The organism is Paraclostridium benzoelyticum (assembly GCF_001006285.1).
GTDB classification, from domain to species: Bacteria; Bacillota; Clostridia; order Peptostreptococcales; family Peptostreptococcaceae; genus Paraclostridium; species Paraclostridium benzoelyticum.
Window position 1 is genome coordinate 45,902 of sequence record NZ_LBBT01000252.1, and the last position, 20,058, is coordinate 65,959.

Annotated in this window: 20 protein-coding genes; 11 read left to right on the top strand and 9 right to left on the bottom strand. The window is 28.4% G+C overall.

Going from position 1 to position 20,058, the window contains the following annotated elements; translation table 11 throughout:
* Nucleotides 1–3: 3 nt before the first annotated feature.
* The 8 genes from VN21_RS12985 (at nt 4) to VN21_RS13020 (ending at nt 5,730) form a co-directional block, all read left to right on the top strand.
* Nucleotides 4–546 carry a biotin transporter BioY gene (locus VN21_RS12985; protein WP_046823620.1) on the top strand — a complete coding sequence of 181 codons (543 nt, stop codon included), beginning with the start codon at nt 4–6 and terminating at the stop codon, nt 544–546.
* Nucleotides 540–959, top strand: a complete 420-nt coding sequence (locus VN21_RS12990; protein ID WP_046823621.1) for a DUF1284 domain-containing protein — start codon at nt 540–542, stop codon at nt 957–959. Before VN21_RS12985 ends, VN21_RS12990 begins: the two co-directional genes overlap by 7 nt.
* On the top strand, nt 949–1,245 hold the full coding sequence (locus tag VN21_RS12995) for a hypothetical protein (RefSeq protein ID WP_046823622.1): 297 nt from the start codon (nt 949–951) through the stop codon (nt 1,243–1,245). Before VN21_RS12990 ends, VN21_RS12995 begins: the two co-directional genes overlap by 11 nt.
* A gap of 113 nt (nt 1,246–1,358) precedes the next feature.
* Nucleotides 1,359–2,030, top strand: a complete 672-nt coding sequence (locus VN21_RS13000) for a response regulator transcription factor (RefSeq protein ID WP_046823623.1) — start codon at nt 1,359–1,361, stop codon at nt 2,028–2,030.
* Entirely contained in the window at nt 2,020–3,252 is a 1,233-nt protein-coding gene (locus VN21_RS13005; RefSeq protein WP_046823624.1) for a sensor histidine kinase, read from the top strand. Before VN21_RS13000 ends, VN21_RS13005 begins: the two co-directional genes overlap by 11 nt.
* Before the next feature lie 167 nt (nt 3,253–3,419).
* Nucleotides 3,420–3,734, top strand: a complete 315-nt coding sequence (gene trxA / locus VN21_RS13010; RefSeq protein WP_021433534.1) for a thioredoxin — start codon at nt 3,420–3,422, stop codon at nt 3,732–3,734.
* Nucleotides 3,735–3,833: 99 nt separating this feature from the next.
* Entirely contained in the window at nt 3,834–4,703 is an 870-nt protein-coding gene (locus tag VN21_RS13015; RefSeq protein ID WP_046823625.1) for an NAD(P)/FAD-dependent oxidoreductase, read from the top strand.
* A 181-nt stretch (nt 4,704–4,884) separates the two neighbouring features.
* Entirely contained in the window at nt 4,885–5,730 is an 846-nt protein-coding gene (locus tag VN21_RS13020) for a DegV family protein (protein WP_046823626.1), read from the top strand.
* A gap of 47 nt (nt 5,731–5,777) precedes the next feature.
* Here VN21_RS13020 and feoB read toward each other — a convergent pair whose 3' ends face one another.
* Nucleotides 5,778–7,904: a ferrous iron transport protein B gene (feoB, locus tag VN21_RS13025; RefSeq protein WP_046823627.1), complete on the bottom strand. Its 2,127-nt coding sequence runs from the start codon at nt 7,902–7,904 to the stop codon at nt 5,778–5,780.
* A 28-nt stretch (nt 7,905–7,932) separates the two neighbouring features.
* Entirely contained in the window at nt 7,933–8,160 is a 228-nt protein-coding gene (locus VN21_RS13030; protein WP_046823628.1) for a FeoA family protein, read from the bottom strand.
* A gap of 163 nt (nt 8,161–8,323) precedes the next feature.
* On the opposite strand from VN21_RS13030, the gene VN21_RS13035 reads away from it, so the two are divergent.
* Nucleotides 8,324–8,782, top strand: a complete 459-nt coding sequence (locus VN21_RS13035; RefSeq protein WP_226896706.1) for a metal-dependent transcriptional regulator — start codon at nt 8,324–8,326, stop codon at nt 8,780–8,782.
* 392 nt (nt 8,783–9,174) lie between these two features.
* Here VN21_RS13035 and VN21_RS13040 read toward each other — a convergent pair whose 3' ends face one another.
* The 3 genes from VN21_RS13040 to VN21_RS13050 all read right to left on the bottom strand — a co-directional run bounded on the left by VN21_RS13040 (nt 9,175) and on the right by VN21_RS13050 (nt 11,226).
* Entirely contained in the window at nt 9,175–10,029 is an 855-nt protein-coding gene (locus VN21_RS13040; RefSeq protein ID WP_046823630.1) for a DegV family protein, read from the bottom strand.
* 120 nt (nt 10,030–10,149) lie between these two features.
* Nucleotides 10,150–10,521 (bottom strand): Fur family transcriptional regulator, encoded by a 372-nt coding sequence (locus VN21_RS13045; protein ID WP_046823631.1) that lies wholly within the window; start codon nt 10,519–10,521, stop codon nt 10,150–10,152.
* A 159-nt stretch (nt 10,522–10,680) separates the two neighbouring features.
* Entirely contained in the window at nt 10,681–11,226 is a 546-nt protein-coding gene (locus tag VN21_RS13050; RefSeq protein WP_046823632.1) for an NADH peroxidase, read from the bottom strand.
* Between the two features lie 209 nt (nt 11,227–11,435).
* Here VN21_RS13050 and VN21_RS13055 point away from each other — a divergent pair, with 209 nt between their 5' ends.
* Nucleotides 11,436–13,115 (top strand): ribonuclease J, encoded by a 1,680-nt coding sequence (locus VN21_RS13055; protein WP_084822157.1) that lies wholly within the window; start codon nt 11,436–11,438, stop codon nt 13,113–13,115.
* Nucleotides 13,116–13,154: 39 nt separating this feature from the next.
* On the opposite strand, the gene typA is transcribed toward VN21_RS13055, so the two are convergent.
* On the bottom strand, nt 13,155–14,981 hold the full coding sequence (typA, locus tag VN21_RS13060) for a translational GTPase TypA (protein ID WP_046823633.1): 1,827 nt from the start codon (nt 14,979–14,981) through the stop codon (nt 13,155–13,157).
* A 259-nt stretch (nt 14,982–15,240) separates the two neighbouring features.
* On the opposite strand from typA, the gene VN21_RS13065 reads away from it, so the two are divergent.
* Entirely contained in the window at nt 15,241–15,798 is a 558-nt protein-coding gene (locus tag VN21_RS13065) for a TetR/AcrR family transcriptional regulator C-terminal domain-containing protein (RefSeq protein ID WP_046823634.1), read from the top strand.
* Between the two features lie 38 nt (nt 15,799–15,836).
* Here VN21_RS13065 and VN21_RS13070 read toward each other — a convergent pair whose 3' ends face one another.
* The 3 genes from VN21_RS13070 to VN21_RS13080 form a co-directional block, all read right to left on the bottom strand.
* Nucleotides 15,837–17,534 carry an oleate hydratase gene (locus VN21_RS13070; RefSeq protein WP_046823635.1) on the bottom strand — a complete coding sequence of 566 codons (1,698 nt, stop codon included), beginning with the start codon at nt 17,532–17,534 and terminating at the stop codon, nt 15,837–15,839.
* Between the two features lie 165 nt (nt 17,535–17,699).
* On the bottom strand, nt 17,700–19,121 hold the full coding sequence (locus VN21_RS13075) for a spore germination protein (protein ID WP_046823636.1): 1,422 nt from the start codon (nt 19,119–19,121) through the stop codon (nt 17,700–17,702).
* 185 nt (nt 19,122–19,306) lie between these two features.
* Entirely contained in the window at nt 19,307–19,918 is a 612-nt protein-coding gene (locus tag VN21_RS13080) for an acetate uptake transporter (RefSeq protein WP_046823637.1), read from the bottom strand.
* Nucleotides 19,919–20,058: the final 140 nt, after the last annotated feature.

Sequence of the window (20,058 nt, forward strand, 5' to 3'; positions counted from 1 at the left end):
TATATGAAACTAAACACTAAAGAATTAATAATTTGTGCCATGTTTGCAAGTATAACAGCTATTTTAGCCCAAATTGCAATACCACTTCCATTTTCAACAGTTCCACTTACTATGCAAGTATTTGCAGTAACAATAAGTGGGGTAATACTTGGTTCTAAAAAAGGGTTTGTGACTCAGGTCATATATATATTATTGGGAGCTATAGGAGTGCCTGTGTTTGCGCAAATGAGTGGAGGCGCTGGTATATTATTTGGATATACAGGTGGATTTATAATGGCTTTTCCATTAATGGCATTATTAATAGGATATATAAGTGATAAATATGATGCTATATTACCTATAATGATAGCTATGATTATAGCTCTTGCGATAAATTACACTATAGGAACATTATGGTATTCATTTATAGCTGGAGTTGGATTTATGGAAGGATTTATGGTGTGTGTAGTACCGTTCATATTAGTAGATTTAATTAAAGTAGCACTAGCTACTACTATTGGAATAAACGTAAAAAAAAGAATTAAAAGAGAGGTATTTTCATGTTAGAAATTAGACCTCACCATCTGCTTTGTATGAGAGCTTTTATAGGAAGAGGTTATAGTAAAGACTTCACTGATAATATGACTGATATTATTTTAAGTTTAAATAAATCTAAAAATCAAGATATAAAAATTACAGCTAACTTGGATAGTGTCTGTTATAAATGTCCTAATAATATAGATTATAAATTTTGTACTACAGATAAAGAAGTAATTGAAATGGATAAAAAAATAATGGATTATTTCAATATAAAAGAAGGTATATATATATATGAAAAAATTGAAAATTTGATATATAATAATATAAGTGAAGAGATAATCGAAGAAGTTTGTAAAAACTGTAGTTGGTATAAAAAGACAAACTGCAAAGAACTTATACTATTAAAATCAAAAGGAGAACTTTTAGTAAATGGCAAGTAGTGTATTTAATACAAATGAAATAATAACTATTGTTATGGCGATGATTGAAGATATAAAAAATGAATCAATTTATGGTGTAGAAAGTGATGAATTAAATATACCTAGTGATATAAGTGAAAAAATAGATAATCTAGATGATATAGAATGTGAAAATTTTTTTTGCTTACTATATGAAATATCCAATAAAGTATATAATTTAAAAAATGGAGAGCTTCATGAATTAAATATTATTCATAAGGAAATTATTGAATTCTCAAGTGTTTATCTTAAAGAATATATGATTTAAGTTAAAGGTGTTATCTAAAGTATTTTAGATAACACTTTTTCTATATTTAAACATATAGAAAAAATTTACTCTTTATAATAAAATATACATATAAATATTATGGAGGAAAAATTATGAAAATCCTTGTGGTAGAAGATAATTTAAGTTTATTAAAAAGTATTAAAAAGGAATTAGAAAATCATTTTCAAGTTGAGTGTACAGGTAATGGTGAAGATGCATATTTTCTTATAAAGCAAAATATTTATGATCTTGTAGTATTAGATTTGATGCTTCCCGGCATGGATGGAATTCAAATATTAGATAAAATACGAAAAGAAAATGAAGACGTATTAGTGTTAATTTTAACGGCAAAAGAAAGCTTAGATGATAAAGTTAAAGCATTTATGTTGGGAGCTAATGATTATTTGACTAAACCATTTTACATGGAAGAATTAGTAGCTAGAATATATGCAATGTTAAGGACTAAAGGCAAAATTGACAATAAAAACACTTTAGAGTTTAAAGGATTGAAGCTTGATTTAAATAAAAAAATATTAACTATAGATGATAATGAGATAGATATTCCAAATAAGCAATTCAACTTATTAGAATATTTACTTTTGAATAAAGGGACTATATTATTAAAAGAGCAAATTTTTGATAGAATTTGGGGTATGGAAAGTGACTCAACTATAGATATAGTTGAAGTATATATAAGCAATCTTAGAAAAAAGCTAAGTAAATATGGATATCACAAATACATAATCACAAAACGAAGAGTGGGGTATATGTTTGATGATAAATAATGATATTTTATATAGCACTAGAAAGAATCTTATAAAAATAAATATAGCTGTTGTTGGTAGCTTTTTAATAATATTTTCACTTTGTATATATAGTTATTTTAAGGTTCAAACATATAATAATGTAGATACACACTTAAAAGAAGAATTGGAATATATAGCAATGCAACTAGATGTAAACAATTTATATTATACTCCAAAACTGTTAGATCCTAAAAATATGGTATATATATACAAAGATAGCAAGGTGAAATTCTTTACTCCGAATGGTTATTTTAAAGATTCTACACCATATAATAATAGTAATGGCTTAGGGTTTAACACTTATAAGTACAACTCATATACATTTAGAGAACTTAAATTCAATGTAAATGGATATACAATTCAAATTATAAGAAATATAGATTCTGAAATGGGACTTTTAAATAAATTATTAGTTGTATTTTTTATAGGAACAGTTTTAGCTATAGTAACAACTTATTTTATAGCTTTATACTTAACTAAAAAAGCACTTATTCCAATTGAAAAAACATGGAGTAATCAAGTGAAATTCATACAAGATGCATCTCATGAACTGAGAACTCCTATAACTATAATTTCATCCAAACTAGAAAGTTTATTAAAAAATCCTGGAAATTCTATAAGTAATGAAATTGAAACTATCGCAGATGCTATGAAAGAAAATAGAAGGTTGAAAAAAATGGTAAATGATTTATTAGATTTAACAAAAGAAGAAAGTATAACAAAGTTAAATATAGAAAAATTTGATGTATATGAACTAATAAAAAATATTAGTAATGATTATATGGAAATTTCAGATATACATGGAAAGAAATTTAGTTATAGCTTTAATGGGAATAACCCTTTTGTAGTAAGTGATAAATGCAAGTTAAGACAGTTGTTAATAATTTTTATAGATAATGCATTTAAATATACAAATGAAGGTGATAATATAGATATAAGTGTAAATAATAAAGAAAGTAACTGTACTATATCTATAAAAGATAGTGGAATAGGAATTGATGAAAAAGACATAAGTTTAGTTTTTGATAGATTTTTTAGAAGTAATGCTGTGAGAGAAAGTGGAATTGATGGATCGGGAATAGGTCTTAGTATTGCAAGTATGATTGTAAAGAGTTTAAAAGGAAATATTAAAGTCTATTCTAAATTAAATGAGGGGACAGAATTTAATATAACTATACCTAAAAAGCTAAAAAATAATTGATTTAGAAAACATTGTATGGGTATAATTAGAATATCTTAATAAGAGTAATTAATTTACAGAAATGTGATAAAGTTACAGAATAAAAGTTCTTTATAAAATATAATATAATAAAGAATAAAACAGTAGAAATTAAAATAAATATATAAATATATTAGGAGGAAAATATTATGGCTAAAATAATAAATACAGGGAATTTTAGAGGAGCAGTAGAAGATAATCAAGGTGTTGTAGTTGTAGACTTTTTTGCAACATGGTGTGGACCTTGTAAAATGTTAGCTCCAGTATTTGAAAGTGTTTCAGAAGAATTAAATAATGCTAAGTTTGTAAAGGTTGATATAGATGAAAGCTTAGAGTTAGCTCAAAAATTTGGAATATCAACAGTTCCAACTATGATGATATTTAAAGATGGTAAAGTAGTTGATAAACTAGTTGGGTTTATGCCAAAAGAAAGTTTAAAAGCTAAAGTAGAAGCTCATTTATAAAATTTATTGAATGATTAGACTTATTAGGGTGCTAAGTTATATTAGCACCCTAAATTACATATATTTAATGGGTAAACAATTTGAAAGAAGGTGGATTTCATGAGATATGATATAGCTATAATAGGAAGTGGTCCAGCAGGAATATCTGCAGCGATAAATGGAACGATAAGAAATAAAAAAGTAATTTTATTTGGAAATGATGATTTAAGTGCTAAATTAGTTAAAGCTCCATCAATAGATAATTACTTAGGATTTTATGATATAAGTGGAAATGATTTAAAGGATAAATTTAAACAACACTTAGAAGATATGAATATTGAAATTACTAAGTTAAAAATAAATAATGTATATGCTATGGGAGAGTACTTTACATTAATGGCTGGAGATGAAATGGTTGAAGCTAGTACTGTTATAATAGCTACAGGTGTTGAGTATGGAAAGCCTATAAAAGGTGAAGAAGAATTTTTAGGAAAAGGTGTAGGATATTGCGCAACTTGTGATGCACCATTATATAGAGATAAAAATGTTGCAGTAATAGGTTATAATCATGAGGCTGAAGAAGATGCAAACTTCTTGAGTGAAATTGCGGCTAAAACATATTTTATACCTATGCATAAAAATGAACTTAATTTAAATGAAGATATAGATGTTATAAAAGATTTTCCGCTTGAGATACAAGGTGATAATTTAGTTAATAAATTGAAGCTTAGAAATCAAGAATTAGATGTTGATGGTGTATTTGTTATGAAAGATAGTGCTTCTCCAAAGGCTTTAGTACCAGGAATAGAAACTGAAGGAGTACATATAAAAGTTAATATAAATATGGAAACTAATATACCAGGATGCTATGCTTGTGGGGATTGTGCAGGTAAGCCATATCAATATTTAAAATCAGCAGGGCAAGGGCAAATAGCTGCACTTAACGCAGTTAGCTATTTAGATAAAAAGAAGAGAGAAAGCCTAAAATAAAAATATAAAAAACCTCCTTTTGGTTAAAAGGAGGTTTTTTATTTAGAAAAATATTATAGTAGAAATAAAAAAATATATATGCTATTATAATTAATACCAGGTGATAATACTTTATAATTATATTAAAGCATAATATAAGAAAGTATTATATTTGTAAAGTTATAGTTTTGGAGGAATTTAAATGAGTAATATAAAATTGGTATGTGACAGTTTGTCGGATATACCTAAAGAATTGATAAATAAATATGATATACATGTAGTTCCATTAACTATTATATTTGATAATAAAGAGTATATTGATGGAGTTGATTTAAGCAAAGAAGAGTTTTATAAGATGTTAAGAAATAGTGAAAATATGCCTAAAACATCTCAATGTACATATATACAATTTTTAGATACTTTTAAAAAATACATAAGTGAAGGTAAAGATATACTTTATATAGGCGGTTCATCAGCTGCATCAGGAACATTACAAAGCGCAACTATGGCAAAAAACGACTTAGATGGAAAGGTATATATATTTGATACAAAAAATTTATCTATAGGTAGTTCTTGCTTTGTTTTATCAGCAGCAGAAATGATTGAAAATGGAGAACCTGTATTTAATATAATCAATCATCTAGAAGAAGTTAAGAAAAGTATAAAAATATTTTTTACTGTAGATACATTAGATTATTTACAAAAGGGTGGAAGGCTGTCTTTAGCAAAGGCAACTATAGGAAATATGTTAAATATAAAGCCGATCCTTTCTGTAGAAGAAGGTATTGTAAAGCCTGTAGGGCAAGTAAGAGGAAAAAAGCAAGTTTTAAATAAAATAATAAATACAATAAAAGAAAATATAGGAAATGATTTAAGCAAAAAAAGAGTAATGCTTACTTATGGAGATAATGAACTTGAGATTATTTCATTTAAAGAAAAAATAGAAGAAGAATTCGATGTAAGTAATATAATAGTTGAAAATGTTAGTTCAAGTATATGCTCACATACAGGACCTGGCATAATAGGTATAGTTTGTGCTGATATATAAAAAGGCTGTTTCAAATTAATTTGAAACAGTCTTTTTAATAAATTAAATTAAGCTAAGCCAAATAAATTAAATATACAAGTTGTTGAAAAACATACTATAAACGCAACTAGAGTAGGCATTAAAAATCCAACTGCAGTCCATTTAAGACTTTGTGTTTCCTTTTTTATTGTCCATAGTGTTGTTGCACAAGGCCAATGTAAAAGGCTAAATAACATTGTATTTATGGCAGTTAAATAAGTCCAGCCATTATCTTTCAAAACCTCTCCAAGTGCATTTAAACTATCAAATTCAATCATGGAACCTGTTGCTAAATAAGACATTAATAGTATTGGTATTACAATCTCGTTTGCTGGAAATCCTAAAATGAATGCAAGTAATATAAACCCATCAAGTCCAATGAAGCTTGCGATTGGATCTAAAAAGCTTGCTACGTGTGATAATACACTCATATCACCTATATAAATATTTGCAAATACCCATGTAATAAGACCTGCAGGTATTGCAACTACTACCGCTCTACCTAATACGAAAATAGTTCTATCTATTATAGATGTATATATAACTCTACCTATTTTAGGTGTTCTGTAAGGTGGAAGTTCTAATGTAAAAGTTGAAGGAACCCCTTTTAATAGTGTTTTAGATAAAATATAAGAAACTAATAAAGTAATTACAATTCCAAATATTATACAAAGTGCTATACAAAGAGCAACAATAGTGCTACTTACAAAAGAGTTTTTGATAAAATATGTGAAAAAAATTGTAGCTATAGCTATTAATGTAGGGAAACGTCCATTACAAGGGACAAAATTATTTGTAAGTATAGCAATTAATCTTTCTCTAGGAGAATCTATAATTCTACATCCTATAACACCAGCTGCATTACATCCAAAGCCCATACACATAGTTAAACATTGTTTACCATGGCAGCAAGCTTTTTTAAACATATGATCTAGATTGAAGGCCACTCTAGGCAAATAACCAAAATCTTCAAGTAGAGTGAATAGTGGAAAAAATATTGCCATAGGAGGAAGCATAACGGAAATAACCCATGCAAGAGTTCTGTACATTCCAAAACTAATCATTTCATTTAACCACAAAGGACACTGAATAGATGATAAAATACTATACAAAATAGGTTCAAGTTTGAATAATAAATTAGATAGAAGATTTGATGGAACATTGGCACCTTCAATAGTAATCCAAAGAATTACACAAAGCATTAAAAGCATTAGAGGTAATCCAAATATTTTAGAGGTAATTATTTTATCAATTTTTTCATCTCTATGGAATTTACTTTTATTTTTTATGATAACACTTTTATCATAAAGATTTTTTGCATATCCATACATAGTCATACTCATAGAGTCTCTAATTGAAGTTTTATTAATATCATCTGGTAATTTTGATTTAATTTTATCGATCTCAGTTTTATAGTCTCCACTTATATAATTATTCATAGAGTCATATATACTGATATCTCCATCAATTAATCTAAGCCCTAGCCACCTAGATTTTATATAAGGTATACTTGAGGATAAATCACTTTCTATAATTTTCAATAGATTTTCTATATTTTCATCATATTTTATTATTTTATTATTATAGTGATAAGAGTTGGTTACGACAGAGTCTAAAGTTTTGAGTAAATTATCCATACCTTCGCCGCTTCTAGCTGATGTTAAAACAACAGGAATTCCAAGTTGACTTTCTATAATTTCTTTATTTATAAAAATACCTTTTTTTCTTGCTTCGTCAACTAGGTTTATACAAAGTATAACATTATCGGTAAGTTCCATTATTTGAAAGGCTAAATTTAAATTACGTTCTAATGAAGTGGCATCAGCCACAACTATAACTGCATCTGGATTTCCAAAGCAAGCGAAATCACGGGCTACTATTTCTTCTTGGGATGCTGCAAATAATGAATAAGTACCTGGTAAATCAATCAAAGCAAAATCTTTTGAATTATACTTAAAATCACCTCTAGCTGTACATACTGTTTTTCCCGGCCAATTTCCAGTATGTTGCTTAAGTCCAGTTAAATAATTAAAAACAGTGCTTTTTCCGGTATTAGGATTTCCAGCAAGAGCTATTATATATTGATTATCTTTTTTGTCTATGTTAAACATATCTTTTAATGATTTTATCTTAGTTGAATTATAAGTTAACCCCATAATTTTCTCCCCCCTTTAAATTTAAGGTTTATATATATGAAACTAAAATTTTTTGACCTTCTTCTTTTCTAAGTGCAATCATAGCACCTCGTATATTATATACAGTTAAATTATCTTTAGGACCACGTCTAACGACATCTATTAAAGCACCATTAGTTAAACCAAGCGCTAACATTCGCTCTCTTAGGTAACCTTCTGATAAAAGTCCTTCTACCTTAACGGTGCTATAAATATCTACATCAGTAAGCTTTACCATAAAAATACCTCCATTTTAATAAAGTAAGAAAAGATTTTAGCTTAAGCTAAATTTCTTACAATAAATATTATGAAAAATTTTATGATGATGTTACATTAATTTAGAATATATTACATGAAAATCTAATATAGTAGATATGAGATTGGATTTAGGAGGAGAAAGTTTGAGGGATCTTAATCAGTTTTATACATTTAAAGAATATATGAAAGATAATAGTCTAAGTCCTAATGAAGAAGACTATATTGAAATGATTTATAGATTACAAAGTGAAAATGAAAGTGTAAAAATAAAAGACTTATCAAAAGCTTTAAATATAAAACCATCATCTGTAAGTAATATGGTAAGAAAATTACAGCAAAAAAAATTATTAACACATGAACTTTATGGATCAATAAATTTAAGCGATTTAGGTGCAGATATGGGAAAAAAATTTTTAGAAAGACATAATACTATATACGAATTTTTAAAATTAATCGGATTAGATGAATACTTGCATGAAGAAACGGAAAAAATAGAACATACGATAAGTCTAGAAACTTTAGTAAGAATAAACAATTTGATTAATTTTTTTGAAGAAAATGAAGGAATATTGGAAAGATTAAAAATATATCAAAATTTGTAAGACATATTACATATATGATTTTTAAATTATTAAATAGAAAAACATTACAATAATGTAACTGTGAAAATCTTAGTTAATGATATAACATATATAAGGTAAATAATAATTATATGTATAAAAATTCAAATGAATAATATGTAGTTTTAATTTAGCAAAAATAATTAATTCAAAAAACATATCAAAATCATATAGATTTCACATTGAAAAACTACAATTAGAGTTAAGAAGGAAGTGATAGGATATGACTATAGTTTTAATAACTTCAGTTTTATTAGTATTAATGTACGGATTATATGTTGCTGCATATATATCTGAAAACTTAGTTGATGACAGTATATAAATAAAGATAATATATAAAAAAGCCTTAGAAATTTTCCTAAGGCTTTTATTTTTTAGTCTATGTTTGTGTAAAAAGCTATACCAATACTTCCAGGGCCAACATGAAGACCGATCACAGGTCCGATAGACTGGATTTTGACAGTAGTATTTAATTTTTTTTCTAAATAACTAGCAAGTTGAATACCTTCATCTTCGCAATTTATATGATGTACAATTACATCTCCAAGACCTTTTTTATCAATTTCTTCAAAAAATGTAGAGACTAGTTTATCTATAGCTTTTTTTCTAGTCCTTACTTTTGTAAAAACAGAAGTTGTACCATCTGTAACTGTTAAAATAGGTTTTATTTGCAATATAGATCCTAAAAGCGCTGAGGCACTTCCTATTCTGCCTCCTTTTTTCAAATAATCTAGAGTATCAGGGGAGAATAAAAATTTACTATTAGATAAAACTTTATTTGTTCGATCTATAACTTCATCCATAGATTTACCATCAATGGCCAAACGTGCAGCTTCAATAACTGCAAATCCCATTTGCATACAGTTTGTTTTTGAATCTATTATATTAATATCTGCATTAGGATAATCTTCTAAAATCATATTTTTTATTAAGTTAGCGCTAGAATAGGTCCCACTCATATTAGAAGATAGAAAAATTCCTAAAATAGAGTCACCATTTTCTACTATATTTTTAAAGCTATTTAGCATTTCATCTGGAACTGGTTGAGATGATTTAGGTATCTCAGATAAAGCATCCATTTTAGTATAGAAAGTTTTATTATCTAAGTCCAATTCACGGAAACTTTCATTATCCATAAAAACATTAAGAGAGACTACTTGTATATCAAATTTTTCTATGTATTCGGCAGGTATGTAAGATGTACTATCTGTAATTATTTTAATACCCATAAAAACCTCCTTCTATATATGTGAATATATTTATAAAAACTACGACAATTCATTATATAATAAAATGATTGGATTGTAAAATATAATAAGGCACTATACAGTGCCTCTTATTATATGACCTTATTTACAATTTTTACAAATCCCATGAAGTATAACAGTACAAGATGTAATTTCTATATTGAGTTCGTTAGAAATAGCTGAAGGAATATTCTTTAATATATCTGAATGAATGTCTTGTATGTTTCCACAAACGTCGCAAATCATATGGTTATGCTCTATTACATTAGCATCAAATCTATCAGGAAGACCAGGCATACTAACTTTTTGAATATAGCCGTGACTTACAAGTTGAGATAAGTTTCTATAAACAGTACCTAAACTTAAGTTTGGATTATCCTTCTTTAGATAATCATATATAAAATCTGCAGTAGGATGAACAGTGTTGTCCTTAACGGCGTTTAGTATAAGTTCTCTTTGTTTTGAAAATTTCAAAATACCACCTGCTTATCATTGTTTTTATCATAAATATACCCTAAAAAGTTAATTTATAATCAAATTATATTATAAACTAAAATTAAAAATAATAAAATAGAGTAGCCTAATAATTAAGCTACTCTAGGATTATGTGAATTGAGAAATGGCAATAAAATATTATTTAGTAAAATGTCTTTCTAGTAGGCCTAAGAATGCTTTACCATGTCTAGCTTCATCTTTACACATTTCATGAACTGTATCATGTATAGCATCAAGTCCTAATTCTTTAGCTCTTTTAGCTATTTTTAATTTTCCTTCAGTTGCACCGTATTCAGCTTCCACTCTAGCTTTTAAGTTAGCTTGAGTATCAGCAACAACAACTTCTCCTAATAATTCAGCAAATTTAGCTGCATGCTCAGCTTCTTCAAATGCTATTCTTTTATAAGCTTCAGCTACCTCTGGGAAACCTTCTCTATCAGCTTGACGGCTCATAGCTAAATACATACCAACTTCTGTACATTCTCCAACGAAGTTAGCTCTTAAACCTTCAACTATTTCAGCATCTATACCTTTAGCAACACCTATTCTATGCTCGTCAGCCCAAACCATTTCTCCTGACATTTCATTAAATTTATCAGCTCCAACTTTACAAACTGGACAGATTTCTGGAGCAGTTTCTCCCTCATGTATATATCCACACACTGTACAAACAAATTTTTTCATTATATATTCCTCCTTAAAATTAAAAGTAGTAATCATTACTATTATTAACTACAAATTAATAATACAATAAAGTTATAACTCTGTCAACAGTTTTAAATTAAATAAATTATAAATACTATCACAATATTTATAAAAGAAGAGACTAATAGATGTGAAAAATATACATAATAAGTAGAAAGGGAATAAAAAAATTAGAGAGGTGTTATTAAATGGAGAGTTCAATAAAATCAAATATAGATAAATTAAAAGTTATTCCATTAGGTGGGCTTGGAGAAATAGGAAAAAATATAACGGTGATAGAGTATAAAGATGAAATAATTATTATAGATGGAGGATTATCATTTCCAGATGAAGATATGTATGGTGTAGATCTATTAATTCCAGATATATCTTATTTAATAGAAAATAAAGATAAGGTTAAAGGAATGTTTGTTACCCATGGGCATGAAGATCATATTGGGGCTATTCCATACATATTAAAGCAAATAAATATGCCTGTATACGGAACTAAGTTAACTATAGGTCTAATTGAAAATAAGTTAAGAGAGCATAATATATTAGATATATGCACTTTAAATTCAGTAGAAGATAAACAGCTAATTCAGTTAGAATATTTTAAAATTGAATTTATAAGTGTAACTCATAGTATTGCAGATGCATGTGCTATTTGCATACATTCACCAATAGGAGTTATACTTCATACTGGAGATTTTAAAGTTGATTATACTCCTATAGATGGTAGAAGAATGGATTTAGAGAGTATATCTAAAATAGGTAAGAAAGGCGTGTTACTGTTATTAGCTGATAGTACAAATGTAGAAAGGAAAGGACATTCGTTATCTGAAAAAACTATAGGAGAAACATTAGACAGAATCTTTAATGGTAAAAAAGGTAGGATAATAGTTGCAACATTTGCATCTAATATACATAGAATGCAACAAATTGTTAATGCATCTGTAGCTAATAATAGAAGAGTTGTATTTAGCGGGCGCAGTATGGAAAATGTATCAGCTGTGGCTATAGAGCTTGGATATTTAAATATCCCTGATGGCTATAAAATAAGTATTGATGAAATGGAAAACTATAATAATGATGAAATAACTATAATAACTACAGGCAGCCAGGGAGAAGCTATGGCAGGACTTGCTAGAATAGCTTTTGATACACATAAAAAAATAAAAATAAAAAATAATGACTTATTTATAATATCAGCCTCACCTATACCAGGAAATGATAAGCTTATTTCAAAAGTTATAAACCAACTGTATAGAAAAGGAGCAGAAGTAATATACAAAGATTTAGAGGCTGTGCATGTTTCAGGGCATGCATATCAAGAAGAATTGAAACTTATACATACCTTGGTTCATCCAAAATTTTTTATGCCAGTACATGGAGAGTATAGACATTTAGTACATCATAAAAATTTAGCCGTTAAATTAGGAATAAAAAAAGAAAATGTATTTATTTTAGATAACGGAGAAGTTGTTGAACTAAATAAAAAAACTGCTAAAAAAAATGGAAAGATAAGAGTAGGGACTGTATATGTAGATGGTATCGGCGTTGGAGATGTAGGTAATATTGTTTTAAGGGATAGAAAATATTTAGCAGAAAACGGGATGATGACAATTGTTATAGGTATAGATAAAGAAAGCAAGTCTATAGTAGCAGGGCCAGATATAATAACTAGAGGGTTTATATATGCAAGGGAAGCTACAGATTTAATAGATGATGTAAAAGCTATTGTATTAAATGAAGTTGAAAAATGCTTAGAAAATGATATATTAGAGTGGAGTGTAATGAAATCTCGAGTTAAAAAAGCTGTTGATAGGCATCTGTATGTTAAACTAAAGAGAGGAACTAGTATATTCCCTATAATTGTAGAAGTATAAAATAAAAGGAGCTGTTAATGCACAGCTCCTTTTTATTAATTACTTATTAGCTTGTCTAGATTTGTTATATCTTAATCTTTCATTTTCATTTAAGAATCTTTTTCTAAGTCTGATAGAATCTGGAGTTATTTCAACTAACTCATCATCATCTATAAACTCTAGAGCTTCTTCTAATGTAAATGTTCTAGCAGCTTGTAATTTAACTGCATCATCAGTACCAGAAGCACGAACGTTAGTTAATTTCTTGTTCTTACAAGGGTTAACAACCATATCGTCTTTTCTTGAGTTCATACCTATTATCATACCTTCGTAAACGTCAACACCTGGATCAACGAACATTTGAGCTCTTTCACTAAGTGCACTAAGAGCATAAGCCATAGTACTACCAGCACCTTGAGCAACTAAAACTCCATTAGTTCTTCCTGGTATAGCACCTTTGTGCTCTTCGTATCTTTCGAATGATCTAACTATAGTTCCTTCTCCACGAGTATCGTTTATGAATTCACTTCTATATCCTAATAAACCTCTAGTAGGAGCTATAAATGTTATTTTAACATAGTCTCCTTCTATTTCCATAGCTTCCATCATAGCTTTTCTTAAGTTTAACTTGTTTATAACAGTTCCTGAATAAGTTTCTGGACAGTTAACTATAACTTTTTCCATAGGTTCCATTAATTTTCCGTCTTCTTTTATGAATAAAACTTCTGGCTTAGAAACTCCTATTTCATATCCTTCACGTCTCATGTTTTCAAGTAATATTGATAAGTGAAGCTCTCCACGTCCAGATACTTTGAATCCATCAGTAGTATCCATTGGCTCAACTTTTAAACCAACATTAACTTCTAATTCTTTATCTAATCTATCTTTTATATGTCTAGTAGTAACAAATTTACCGCTCTTACCACAGAATGGAGAATCATTTACTAAGAAGTTCATTGATAGAGTAGGTTCTTCTATATGAATAAGTTCCATTGGTAATGGATTATCTGAATCACATATAGTTTCTCCTATAGATATATCTGGCATACCAGCTACAACTACTATATCTCCAGCATATGCTTCTTCTTTTTCAACTTGACGAAGTCCTTCGTAAACTGTAAGTTTTGATATTTTTCCTCTAGCAACAGTTCCATCAGCTTTACAAACAGATACTTGAGATCCATTTTTTACTGTTCCTTTGTAAACTCTACCTATTCCAAGTCTACCTACATAATCATCATATGCAAGTGCAGACACTTGAAGTTGTAAAGGCTCAGATGCATAATCAGGGTAAGCTTCAACGTGATTTACTACAGTTTCAAATAGAGGAGATAAGTCGTTGCTATCGTCGTCCATTTCTTTTTTAGCAATTCCTTGCTTAGCTATACCGTATATTATTGGGAACTCACATTGCTCATCAGTTGCATTTAAGTCAACGAATAAATCAAATACTTCATCAACAACTTCTTCAGCTCTTTGATCTTGCTTATCTATTTTATTTATAAATAATATTGGTCTAAGGCCAGCTTCTAATGATTTTTGTAAAACGAATCTAGTTTGAGGCATTGGACCTTCACTAGCATCTACTAATAATATAACTGTATCAACAGTCTTTATAACACGCTCAACCTCAGAAGAGAAGTCACTATGTCCAGGTGTATCTACTATGTTTATTTTATAATCATTATAGTTTATAGCACAGTTTTTAGAGTATATTGTTATACCTCTTTCTTTCTCTAGGTCATTACTATCCATTACACAATCTTTTACAACTTCGTTATCTCTGAAAACTCCTGATTGAGATAAGAAGGCATCAACTAATGTTGATTTACCAGCATCGACATGGGCGATAACTGCTATGTTTATTATTTTGTTTTTGTTTGTCATTGTCAAAAACTCTCCTTCCGATATTAAATAACTGATTAAGTATACCATATACAAAAGAAATTGTAAAACTAAAAAAATGAGTATTTACAATGATAAGGTTATCCTAAATTGTAAAATAATATTACTACATATATAATTTAAAAAAATTAGAATTGTTAAATTGAAAATTATTTTTTCTGATTTTAGAGTTTTGTAATCGTTGACTATACATTTTAGGTAAAATATAATATATTTATATTGATGAAAGGAAACTTTGTTTATGTCGCAAATAACAAAAAAAGCTTTGGCTTCATCATTAAAAAGTTTAATGAACACAACATCATTAAATAAAATCACAATTAATGATATTGTACAAGATTGTGGTGTAAATAGACGTACATTTTATTATCATTTTAAAGATATTTACGATCTTTTAGAGTGGATTTTAAAGACAGAGATTAATAAAGAGATAAAAGAAAATATTACATTTGAAGAATGGCAACAGAGTTTTTTAAAAATCTTAAATTATTTATCTAAAAATAAAAAAATGATTTTTAATATTTATAATTCTATAGATTTAAAGCAATTAGAAATGCATGTACATAAAGCTGTATATAAGCTAGTTTTTAAAGTAGTAAATGATCTTTCTGAAGAAATTGACATTTCACAAATAGAAAAAGAATTTGTTTTAAATTACTATAAGATTTCTCTAACTGGCTTATTATTAGAGTGGATAAAAAATAAAATGGAAGAAAATCCTAAGCAAATAATTGAAAATCTCAATAAAATAGTTAATGGAGACGTTCATAAACTATTGATTAGGAGCGAATCTAAATAAAAAAACAATGTAGTCAACTGACTACATTGTTTTTTTATTTAGATCAAACCATCTAGACTTGTGTTTTGTAATAATTTTTTTATTAAGAATTCGCCTGGTAAAGGTCTTTTACCATACAATGTTTTTGTTGCTGCGGATATGGAACGTATATCATATTTTGAAGGATGTACTTCAGGTATATTTCTATCTATATTAAGTAAACTGTATACTCCCATCATTGCTGAACGAACAGAGTACTCAACAGTAAATACACAATCACCAGGTATTTCAACGAATTGACCTAAGAATGCAAAATTTACACTTCCTTTAGGTACAACATCTGGGCGATCTCCTTTTGTACGAGGCATAAACTGACTAGTAACATATGGCATCATGCATGGTATAACGTTAATTGTAGCTAAAATTTCTGGAATGTCATCTTCTAACCCCATATGATATAAAAGTTCCATTGCTAATTCATAACCTGTACAATCGCACATTTTCTTTTTAACAAAGTTACCAATATTATCAGGGAAAAGGCCATAAGCCCATAATACAATAACATCTTTAGGTTGATTTATAAAATGAGGTTGTCTATTACAAGTTATGCTCAATAGCCAATTAGAATCCTTTATAGTTATAATTCCACCTGTAACAACTTTTCCTGAATATGGATCTCTTCCAGTTAAATCTTGAAGTTTCTTTATTAGTTTAGAATCTTTGCATGTGATAGTAAATGATTCCCACTTACTTTTGTCTATATCACTACAAAATACTTCTGGATTTCCGAATGATGGATGGTTTTTAGATATATTTTTCCATAAAGTCCAACAAGCTCCTTCATCTGAGTTTAAAACAGGTGCAGTGTCCATATTTCCAATAGTTGAATTTTCTGTCATAGACCCTGTAGTAACAAAAACTAAATCATTTTCTGTTATATTGATTACCTCTTTGTTTTTACCTCTTAATAAATGTATAGCTGTAACTTTTTTTATATCTTCATTAATTTCCATACTTAAATTTGTGACTTGAGAATTTAAATTAAATATAACACCTTTAGACTTTAACCAATTTTTTAAAGGTAGTATAAAAGAATCATATTGATTATATTTGCTAAACATAATGTTTTTCATTGAATTCATACCTGGAAGTAGGTGGATAAAACGCTCCATGTATCTTTTCATTTCTACAACACCATGCCAAGTCTCAAATGCAAACATAGAACGCCAAAAACACCACATATTAGTATCAAAAAAAGATTTATCGAAAAATTGATCAACTGTAGTTTGCCCTAGTTCATCTTCTGTTGCAAGGAAAAGTTTAGCTAGTTGTTTTATATGAAGATCATTTAGACCAAGAGAGGAAAAGTCGCCTTTTTCTCCACAGTTTTCTAAAATCCTGCATGTAGATTCATTAGGGTCTTTAAGGTTTAAATCTCTAAATTCTTCTAAAATAGTTACGGTTGGGTCATCTAAAGATGGGATACTAGAAAATAAGTCCCAAGTGCATTCGTAGTGTTCTTCCATTTCGCGGCCGCCACGAATTAAATAACCATTTTCGAAACTGCCAGATCCATCCATAGCGCCACCAAGGATATCTGTTTCTTCTAAAATAGTAATATGGCTACCATCCATGTGACCGTCTCTGATTAAAAATACAGCTGCAGCTAAAGAAGCTATACCTCCTCCTATTAAATACGCATTTTTGTTTTCTATATCTTTTGGTTTTAAAGTTTTAATATTTTGAAAGTTACCCATTATATTACCCCCATAATTTATTTAAACTACTTACAATTAAGAGTAATTAAATTTAAATAAAATATAAATAAACAAATTAAATTAAGTGTGTAAAGTTATCACATTTTATTTAATTTGTTCAATGAAAAAATATGATGCCAATGTATTGGCATCATATTTAAAATACTATTTCCCTTCACTTTTAGTATCTAGTTTAACTCTAAAAATTAACCTTTTTAGGGCGCTGTACTCAAATGGAATAAGTGGATATAAGTAGTTTTTACCAGTTATTGTTTTATTTGTCATTAGAAGGATAAGTGCAATTATTAATCCAGCTGCAAATCCCCAAATATTAAAGGCTGCTGTTAAAACTAAGAGAAGTATTCTGACCATTTTTATAGAATACCCTAAATCTATACTTGGCTGAGAATAACTTCCAAGTGCAACAATAGCCATATATAGTATAGTGTGTGGTATGAACCAACCTGTTTGTACTGCGAAATCACCTAATATAAGAGCGCCAACAACAGATAATGACATACCTAGTGAACCTGGGGTATTAAGTGATGCAAGTTGAAGTGCATCTACAGAAAATTCCAAAATCAAAAACTGTAGGAAAATAGGAACATCATATGGGTCTTTTGGGGTTATAAATTGCAACCACACTGGAAGATCAGATGCATACCTTATAGCTAGTGTATACAAAGGGGTTAATATAAGTGTAGCTAATAATGTGAAATTTCTAATTAGTCTTAAATAATTCCCTATTATTACAGGTTGATAAAAATCATCAACATCTTGTAAGAAATCAAATATTGTAGTAGGTAGTATTATTGCATTAGGCGAATTATCTATTATTAATAAAATTTTACCTTCTAAAACATGAGCAGCCGCAACATCGGGACGTTCTGTGTATCGAGCTTTTGGAAATGGGTTATACCATCTACTCTGAACAAGAGCCTCAACTATACTTTGTTCACTCATTACTAATGATTTTACATTTATTTCATCTATTTGCTTTTTTAATTGCTTTAATGTTTTATTGTCCACTAATCCATCTATATATCCAATAACTACATCTGTTTTAGATCTCTGACCAACGCTAAACATCTCAAATATAAGATCAGGGTCTTTCACTCTTCGTCTTACAAGAGCGGTATTAAAAACGATAGTTTCAACAAATCCATCTTTTGCACCCTTAAGTGCTTTTTCTTTTTCTGGCTCACCTATGCCACGGACAGGATATGTCCTAACATCTAAGATGATAGCTTCATCAAAACCGTCAATTAATATAGCCATAGGTCCAGAGAGAACTTCTTTAGCTATATTTTTTAATTTGTTTTCTTTTGCAACTTCTATATATGGAATATATTTATGTATAAAATCTTTTAACTCATGAACGGATTCAAAATCTTTTTCCGATATTTTAAAAAAGCCAGAAAGTATTCTTTCCATTACTTCATCTTTTATAAAACCATCAATAAAGAATAAGTAACAGCTTTTTCCCCCGACAATAACCTCTCTTTGGATAACGTCAAAACTTTTATCTAAAGGGAGGTGTTCTTTCATAAGTTCTACATTTCGTTTAATACTTTTAGTTAGAATCATTAAAACACCCTTTCTAATTTAATAACTAATCTATAATAGTATGTACAAAATATTAAAATTTATAATTTGGCATATAATGAATAAAAAGAGGGCATGCTTTAAATTTAAAGCATGCCCTCTTTATCTATATTAATATAATAGGACTAGATACAATATTAAATATATCTAGTTCTCTCTAAAAATAATTACTTTTTAAATATTCCAAATGGCTTTCCTACAGGTAAAAATACTCTATCAAAGTGAGTGTTTAAAACAGCAGCAGCAGAACCGTAGAATGAGAATATTGCTATTCCTAACTCAGAATATGCTGCAAATTGATGAGCAACGTGTTCCATTATACCAAATGAACTTAAAGTTAATCCTATGAATAAGCAGTCTATAAGAACAAATATTATAAATAATACTTTATGAGTTTCCATAGCTCCAACAGTCATAAATAATGTGAATATTAAATATCCTAAGTAAGCAAAACCTAATTGCTTAGGATCAGCAGAAGCTTGTAATTCAGGTCCAAAAACTCCGTTTTGTATTAACCAAGTAAAACCAACTGCATACCAGAAGAATGCATATCCACCAAAAGCAGTAGCTCCAAATGTATTATTGTGTTTAAAGTCGTTTATACATGCAAATAATTGAGCAGTAGCTCCTAAGAATATAGCCCATGGTAAAACTAAAGATATTCCAGAAGTTAAACCTAACTTAGAAGATGATGCAACTAATGTTATCATTGCTAGTCCGAAAAGTCCTAATGCTGAAGGATCAGCAGTTACAACTTTTACTTTTGTTTCATTTGTCATTTAATAATCCTCCTATTTTACTAATATCATTTTATAATTTCAGTACTGTATTTTGTATACATACAATAAAAATACTTATATATATTATCATTTTTTTTTAGATAAGTATATAAAAATTTCGAAAAAATTATATTTTTTTA

Coding starts and splice junctions, on each gene's coding strand:
- VN21_RS12995 (WP_046823622.1), top strand. CDS start 949: ATGGCAAGTAGTGTATTTAATACAAATGAAATAATAACTATTGTTATG.
- VN21_RS13055 (WP_084822157.1), top strand. CDS start 11,436: ATGGAGAGTTCAATAAAATCAAATATAGATAAATTAAAAGTTATTCCA.
- trxA (WP_021433534.1), top strand. CDS start 3,420: ATGGCTAAAATAATAAATACAGGGAATTTTAGAGGAGCAGTAGAAGAT.
- VN21_RS13000 (WP_046823623.1), top strand. CDS start 1,359: ATGAAAATCCTTGTGGTAGAAGATAATTTAAGTTTATTAAAAAGTATT.
- typA (WP_046823633.1), bottom strand. CDS start 14,981: ATGACAAACAAAAACAAAATAATAAACATAGCAGTTATCGCCCATGTC.
- VN21_RS13065 (WP_046823634.1), top strand. CDS start 15,241: ATGTCGCAAATAACAAAAAAAGCTTTGGCTTCATCATTAAAAAGTTTA.
- VN21_RS12990 (WP_046823621.1), top strand. CDS start 540: ATGTTAGAAATTAGACCTCACCATCTGCTTTGTATGAGAGCTTTTATA.
- VN21_RS13020 (WP_046823626.1), top strand. CDS start 4,885: ATGAGTAATATAAAATTGGTATGTGACAGTTTGTCGGATATACCTAAA.
- feoB (WP_046823627.1), bottom strand. CDS start 7,904: ATGGGGTTAACTTATAATTCAACTAAGATAAAATCATTAAAAGATATG.
- VN21_RS13080 (WP_046823637.1), bottom strand. CDS start 19,918: ATGACAAATGAAACAAAAGTAAAAGTTGTAACTGCTGATCCTTCAGCA.
- VN21_RS13040 (WP_046823630.1), bottom strand. CDS start 10,029: ATGGGTATTAAAATAATTACAGATAGTACATCTTACATACCTGCCGAA.
- VN21_RS12985 (WP_046823620.1), top strand. CDS start 4: ATGAAACTAAACACTAAAGAATTAATAATTTGTGCCATGTTTGCAAGT.
- VN21_RS13030 (WP_046823628.1), bottom strand. CDS start 8,160: ATGGTAAAGCTTACTGATGTAGATATTTATAGCACCGTTAAGGTAGAA.
- VN21_RS13050 (WP_046823632.1), bottom strand. CDS start 11,226: ATGAAAAAATTTGTTTGTACAGTGTGTGGATATATACATGAGGGAGAA.
- VN21_RS13070 (WP_046823635.1), bottom strand. CDS start 17,534: ATGGGTAACTTTCAAAATATTAAAACTTTAAAACCAAAAGATATAGAA.
- VN21_RS13005 (WP_046823624.1), top strand. CDS start 2,020: ATGATAAATAATGATATTTTATATAGCACTAGAAAGAATCTTATAAAA.
- VN21_RS13015 (WP_046823625.1), top strand. CDS start 3,834: ATGAGATATGATATAGCTATAATAGGAAGTGGTCCAGCAGGAATATCT.
- VN21_RS13075 (WP_046823636.1), bottom strand. CDS start 19,121: ATGATTCTAACTAAAAGTATTAAACGAAATGTAGAACTTATGAAAGAA.